Raw genomic sequence first — 4,496 nt, forward strand, 5'->3', positions numbered from 1 at the left:
CTTTTGGGGTGCAGATCAAGTGCGGTGCTTTTTTCTTGATTTATCTTAATTATTTAAATACCGAATAAAACGGCAATAAACACAGTAAGTCCAAAATAATTGTTGTTTAAAAACGCTTTAAAACAACTTTCTCTATCTCTGTTTTTTGTTAAACGGCATTGATAAACAAAGAATAAAGTGGCGAGAGCTAACACAATAAAATAACTTTGACTTAATTGAGATAAATAGCCCACTAAAAACAGAAAAGTCAGCGCAATAATTTGTAATAGCGCCACAATTTTATTGTCATATTGGGCAAATAAAATCGCCGTAGATTTTACCCCAATGCGTAAATCATCATCACGATCGACCATGGCATATTGTGTATCATAAGCCACTGTCCAAGCTAAATTGGCAATAAATAATAACCAACATTCAAGAGGTAAACTTTCAATGGTTGCACCATAAGCCATAGGAATTGACCAACCAAATGCTGCACCTAAGAAAAATTGTGGTAAATGGGTATAGCGTTTCATAAAGGGATAAATAAACGCCAAAATCACTGCAATAACAGACAAGCCAATGGTATAAAGATTTAGGCAAAGCACTAACAAAAAAGCACAAAAAACCAAACCAACAAATAACCATTTTGCCTCGTTAGGCGTAGCTCGCCCCGTAGCAAGTGGGCGTAATGAAGTGCGTTTAACTTTGCCATCAATATGACGATCGGCATAATCATTGATCACACAGCCAGCTGAACGCATTAAAAATACGCCACATATAAAGATTGCTAATATAGGTAGTGGAGGCGTGGTTTTCTCGGCAAGATATAATGCCCAGAGTGTTGGCCAAAGTAAAAGTAAGGTGCCAATAGGTTTATCTAAACGCATCAATTGTGCATAAGCTATTAGCTTATCTTTTGCAAATATTGTCATTGGATTGATTAAACCTTGTCATTCTCAAGTAAAAGTGCGGTGTATTTTACTGTAAATTCGAGGCTAGAAAAAGCAAGTTTACCCCATAAAGAAACAGTGCTATATTGCGCCCTTCTTCCCTCATGAGAAAATAACAACATGGATACATTCAAAGAAATCAGCCCAGAGCAAGCATGGGAAATATTAAACAACAAAAATGCCGTATTAGTGGATATTCGTGATTTACCACGTTTTAGCCATAGCCATCCACAAGGTGCCTTTCATTTAACTAACCAAAGTTTTGGTGAGTTCCAACAAAAATATGATTATGAGCCGCCAATTATTGTGAGTTGCTATCATGGCGTGAGCAGTCGCAATGTTGCACAATTTTTAGTTGAACAAGGTTATGATGAAGTGTATAGCTTAATAGGTGGATTTGCAGGCTGGGTTCAAGCAGATTTACCCATAGAAAATGGATTTTAACTTAAAGGCGGAAATATTCCGCCTTAATTCAATCCAACTGCACAAACATAGATTAAAACAACATAAAAAATGACCGCACTTAGTAACAACGCATATTTTGCTAACTTGCCATTGCGTTGATTTAACTTAAACAAATAACGTGCCACAATCCCTAAAATGAATGGATAAACCCAAAAGAAAATTGACATCCATCTAATTTGAAAATCGGTCAAACTGGGATTTTTAATGAAATTAGGTGAAATTAATAGGGCTAATGGCCAAAGTAAAACAGGTAAGCAAAATCCAACTAGTGCCCAAGAAAACGCACTAAATCCAGTTGGCATTTTTTGTTTTTTCATCTTTATCCTCAATATCATCCGCAAAAGAGAACAGGAATATAGCAAATGAAACTATTATTTGGTAGTGAAATGGAAAATTTTCTGATTTGGTTTCGTGATTATATCCGCGCCAAATATCAGCTTGAATTGACCATTCAAGATTATCATGATGAAAAACGAGGTTGGCTAATGCGAGGTATTTTTGTCGAAGAAAATCATCCGATCTTAGCGCAACTTGAACAAGAGAAAACACTTTTCTTACAAGATCCTTTTAACCCTCGTTATCAACAAGCTGCTTGGCAAGCTGGCGATACCAAGTCCATTCAATATGATAAAAAAACATGGCAAGCTATTTTAGGCATCTCAACTTCATGGCTCAATCAAGGAAAATTGACCTTTTTTATTACCGCACTTTGTACCTTCATTTATCTTTTACAAATCTTAGGATTTAATCAAGACATTCTCAGCTTTGTACATTATCCAGCAGATGCTGGGCAACAAGTAGAAATTTGGCGCTATATATCCCACAGCTTAGCGCACCTTTCGCCACTGCATTTTTTATTTAATCTTAGCTAGTTTTGGTTATTTGGTGGCGCCATTGAACGTCAACTTGGCACAAAAAAATTACTCTTACTCTTTTTCGTTTCCGCCATTGTGAGTGGTGTCGTGCAGAATTATTTTTCTGGCTACCGTTTCTTCGGTTTATCTGGTGTTGTTTATGCCGTATTAGGTTATGTATTGATCCTCGATAAATTCCGTTACGCTAAATTTGCCTTACCATCAGGCTTTTCCCTCATGTTAGTTGTGGGGATCGCTTTAGGTTTCGCCAGTCCACTCATTGGCATTTATATGGGCAACGCTGCGCATATTAGCGGTTTATTATGTGGGCTTTTATTTGGCTTATGGCAAGTAAAACAAAAATAACCTTAAGGATTGATACAACATGTCACAACTAAACGAATTATCTATTGCAGAGTATTTACAAACCCATCCAGATTTTTTTCAACGTCATCAGCATTTATTAGATGATCTTTATGTTGTCAGTAAACAACAAGGCACGCTTTCTTTGGTAGAAGTTCAATTAGAACGGCAAAGAAAACGTATTCAAGAACTGGAACAAGAATTAGCCATATTGGCAAAATTGGCTAACCAAGAGCAAGAAATATTCCTTGCCTTAATGCCATTACAACAACAATTATCTCATTGCAAAAATTTAAAACAGGGTATTCAAGCGATTAATCAATGGGCAAAAAATTGGGAGTTAAAGCAAAGTAAAATTCTGCTGTTTACTGATCAATGGCAGAAACAACAAGATCTTGAAGATATTCACTGGGTTGATCGCAAAGCCTTTGAGATTATTCGCTTAGAACGTTTTGGCTTACGCCGTTTCTATTTAGGCGAAATGACAAACCGAGAAAAAAGTTTGCTATTTTTACCAGAAGAATTACCTATTGGCTCCGTTGCTTGTTGTTTGCTAGGCGCAGAAACTGCGCAAAATGCTACCGCACTTTTACTGTTTACCGCCCATGACAGCCGCCATTTTCATAATGGGCAAAATACTCAATTTTTAAAACATCTTGTGAATATTGTAGAACTGCATTTATTACGTTGGTTAGCAGAATTTGCTGTATAAAAGAGTAATTTACATCTAAATATAAAGGATAATTAATATGATTACAGCAGAATTAAAAAATTTTGAATTTTACGGCAGTGTCATTGATAAAAATGATGCACAATTATTAATGTTATCTCCAGAATACCGATTAACATTATGTTTATCTATTGGTGAAACAGGAAAAATAGGAGCCGATTATTTTTATGTTGATGTTATTAATGTAGCGTATGTAAAAAGTAGTAGGCTTACTATGGGCTCAAAGAGTTTTATTGCTACAGATGATATAGATAATATAGATGATATAGAAAATGAGATTAGAGTATTTGTAAATAGTATATATGGGAAGAGTTGGGAGGATGTTTTAGTTCAATTAAGAAGATATTTTGACTGGGAATATGAGAATCATAAACTTGTTGAATGATGTTCTAAATTTAGTTTCAAATAATAGGGGAATGGAAGAATAATTAGTGTAATAAATGAAATTATAGAAAATACTAAAGAAAAAACAGACTCAGAGTATAAGATTTTCTCAAACTTAGCGGATCAATTAGGTTCGAATAACCAAGCGAAAGGGCAAGTAACGATTTTTACAGAGCGTCCTGCTTGTCAAAGTTGCTTAGGGGTTGCCGAGCAATTTAATAAACGTTATCCAAATATTAAAGTGAATATTTTTGATAACAATGGAAATCTCATCAATCCGAATAAAGGAGATAAATAATGGAAGATAGAGTTAAATACTCAGAACTAAAAGAATGGTTTTTAGATGATGCTTATACTTGGTGCCAGCAAAAATTTAGGAATGGAAAAATAAAGAAATGGAATATAAATTTTAATGAGTGGGGAGGGGCTTTAGATAGCTTTGATGGAAATTTTTATTTGCCAATAGAAAATTTGATGCTTTATGTCATTTTTATCATTACTAATGGAGCTAGGCATTTATATAGCCATAACCTAGTTATGAGTGATATAGATAAGATACTTTCTGAATATAATATAGATGATCTGGTTTCTGTATTAGAAGAAGAAAAACAAGAATTTCTTTATGATTTGAATTTGGTTTTAAATAATAGGGAAATTGAAGAGTAATTAGTGTAATAACTGAAATTATAAAGACCCTATCCCAAATTCTGTGTAAGCGGATTGACATTGAGGGTAAACATATCTTGGTTGAAGCAGGTAAAGATGTGT

At 34.6% G+C, this 4,496-nt stretch carries 8 protein-coding genes and 1 pseudogene; 7 read left to right on the forward strand and 2 right to left on the reverse strand.

Annotated elements, in window-relative coordinates:
* Positions 1–53: 53 nt before the first annotated feature.
* Positions 54–914 carry a 4-hydroxybenzoate octaprenyltransferase gene (gene ubiA / locus B0186_RS10760; RefSeq protein WP_078219402.1) on the reverse strand — a complete coding sequence of 287 codons (861 nt, stop codon included), beginning with the start codon at positions 912–914 and terminating at the stop codon, positions 54–56.
* Between the two features lie 138 nt (positions 915–1,052).
* Here ubiA and glpE point away from each other — a divergent pair, with 138 nt between their 5' ends.
* The gene (gene glpE, locus B0186_RS10765; RefSeq protein ID WP_078219403.1) at positions 1,053–1,376 is read left to right on the forward strand and encodes a thiosulfate sulfurtransferase GlpE; all 324 of its coding nucleotides are present in this window, start codon (positions 1,053–1,055) and stop codon (positions 1,374–1,376) included.
* A gap of 23 nt (positions 1,377–1,399) precedes the next feature.
* Here the strand turns inward: glpE and B0186_RS10770 are convergent, their stop codons facing one another.
* Positions 1,400–1,714, reverse strand: a complete 315-nt coding sequence (locus B0186_RS10770) for a DUF5389 domain-containing protein (protein ID WP_078219404.1) — start codon at positions 1,712–1,714, stop codon at positions 1,400–1,402.
* Between the two features lie 45 nt (positions 1,715–1,759).
* Here B0186_RS10770 and B0186_RS12075 point away from each other — a divergent pair, with 45 nt between their 5' ends.
* The 6 genes and pseudogenes from B0186_RS12075 (at position 1,760) to B0186_RS10795 (ending at position 4,394) form a co-directional block, all read left to right on the forward strand.
* Positions 1,760–2,269 (forward strand): hypothetical protein, encoded by a 510-nt coding sequence (locus B0186_RS12075; protein WP_235817228.1) that lies wholly within the window; start codon positions 1,760–1,762, stop codon positions 2,267–2,269.
* Between the two features lie 12 nt (positions 2,270–2,281).
* A pseudogene (locus B0186_RS12080) lies at positions 2,282–2,617 on the forward strand (rhomboid family intramembrane serine protease); the annotation flags it as partial.
* Positions 2,618–2,636: 19 nt separating this feature from the next.
* Positions 2,637–3,326: a DUF484 family protein gene (locus B0186_RS10780; protein ID WP_078219405.1), complete on the forward strand. Its 690-nt coding sequence runs from the start codon at positions 2,637–2,639 to the stop codon at positions 3,324–3,326.
* Between the two features lie 37 nt (positions 3,327–3,363).
* Positions 3,364–3,729: an Imm8 family immunity protein gene (locus tag B0186_RS10785; RefSeq protein WP_078219406.1), complete on the forward strand. Its 366-nt coding sequence runs from the start codon at positions 3,364–3,366 to the stop codon at positions 3,727–3,729.
* Between the two features lie 63 nt (positions 3,730–3,792).
* Entirely contained in the window at positions 3,793–4,026 is a 234-nt protein-coding gene (locus B0186_RS10790; protein WP_268875298.1) for a deaminase domain-containing protein, read from the forward strand.
* A complete protein-coding gene (locus B0186_RS10795) occupies positions 4,026–4,394 on the forward strand; it encodes a hypothetical protein (protein ID WP_078219407.1) in 369 nt (122 codons plus the stop codon). Before B0186_RS10790 ends, B0186_RS10795 begins: the two co-directional genes overlap by 1 nt.
* Positions 4,395–4,496: the final 102 nt, after the last annotated feature.

Source organism: Canicola haemoglobinophilus (assembly GCF_002015075.1).
GTDB lineage: Bacteria > Pseudomonadota > Gammaproteobacteria > Enterobacterales > Pasteurellaceae > Canicola > Canicola haemoglobinophilus.